Origin of the sequence: Acinetobacter sp. DSM 11652 (assembly GCF_900109815.1) — a bacterium.
Lineage (GTDB): Bacteria > Pseudomonadota > Gammaproteobacteria > Pseudomonadales > Moraxellaceae > Acinetobacter.
Window position 1 is genome coordinate 1 of record NZ_FOBK01000038.1, and the last position, 1,467, is coordinate 1,467.

The following is a 1,467-nucleotide window of genomic DNA, read 5'->3' on the forward strand; positions in this document are numbered from 1 at the left end:
CTGCAAAAAAATATTAGATCAAATTAATTTAGTTACTAGTCTGTAATCTTTTAAAAGCACTTTTTCCTTTTATTTAACATAAAATCTCTTATACGCAACCCAGGTTAATCCTGGGCTTTCTGTTCAATCTCATCATTGGTCGAGAATGTGTCTGGATTCGTGAGCTTGATGTTTTCCCGGCATTGATCGCATACCAACAGTCCTGCAAAAAGCTGTACATTTTTTCTTGATTGACAAAGAGTACAAGCCCTCGGAAACATTATTGTATTTGCCGTAGTGGTGATATTAGTGCTCATCACAATTCCTAGAATAAGAGTTCTCACCATCTTCTCTTAAACTTCGTAGTTTGAATATTGAAGAAGATCCATTTTGAAAACTTTTGTAGAAAATAGAAATATAAATTATTGATATTAAAATTAAGGACTCAATTCTAGACTTTAAAAACTTGGTTAAAAAATCTTTCATTGAAAGCTTTTTAAAAGGCCGAGGAAGCCACACGAGCATGCCTTATCTAATTCATTAAACTGACCAAATTGACGTTTTTTATTAGACTACTCATGATTGTTTTATGACTCAGTTTATTTATATTATTTTTCAAACACTTAATATCAATTATTGAGTTTTTGTGACTCACCCTCTTATTTTAGTAATGACTCACCCCATTTAATTACAAATATCAATATCTTGTATTAAATTTTCTTATTTTTTGAGCCCAAATACCTGAGTCAAATTTTAATTTAAAATATCAAATACTTATATTAAAAAACTGTCTTTTCGTGACTCAGCTTTTTACTATAAAGAAAAGCACTTAAAAGCCTTATATTATAAGGCTTTTAGGGATGTCATCGTTAGATGCGTGGTGTGTGACAAAAAAATCCCGGCGTGTGCCGGATCCTGGATTAGAAAATTGGCTAAAGTGACGTAGGGCCGGTGCTTGGTTTTGCATGGAAAAAAGTATTTATTTCCTTGTTTAGAAAAACCTAAAAAATCAATTTTTTGTCCATTCATCCAGGTTAAAAATTTCAACCCAAAACTTTAATTATGAAAAGCTTCATAGAACGCGTTCAAATGCGATTTAAGAGCCTTTACCTAAAAGACATAGATCTATAGTGAAAAACAGAAAACAGCTCAAAAAACGCAAATGAAAGCGAAATAAAGAGGTATTTTGACTTTAGATAGATGCATAGAGCGAGTGTCTACGAGCGAACTATCAAAATTTGCGCCTAGACCCTCTGAAAAACATTTTTTTGTCCTCTTTAGCCTAAGAAAGCGTAAGTTTCATGCAGAAATTTGCTCCTGGATCGAGCGTAGCGAGTAAAAAAGTTTTATGAGCGAAGCGAATTCCGAGTTGCTTTTGCTTTTTCTTAAAGTCACGCAAGTATTAACCAAAAAATTGCCCCAACGAACTGAGCGAAAGCGAAGTTCAATAGAGTTTGAGCGAAGCGAAAACCAAGGGCAATTTTTCAT

At 33.3% G+C, this 1,467-nt stretch carries 2 protein-coding genes; both read right to left on the reverse strand.

Annotated features, from left to right (window positions below):
* Window positions 1-104 precede the first annotated feature (104 nt).
* Window positions 105-296, reverse strand: coding sequence for a hypothetical protein (locus BMW42_RS14915; protein WP_092769006.1), 192 nt, complete (start codon window positions 294-296; stop codon window positions 105-107).
* Window positions 297-822: 526 nt separating this feature from the next.
* Complete coding sequence (locus BMW42_RS14945) at window positions 823-1,008, reverse strand: hypothetical protein (RefSeq protein ID WP_092769009.1); 186 nt, start codon at window positions 1,006-1,008, stop codon at window positions 823-825.
* Window positions 1,009-1,467: the final 459 nt, after the last annotated feature.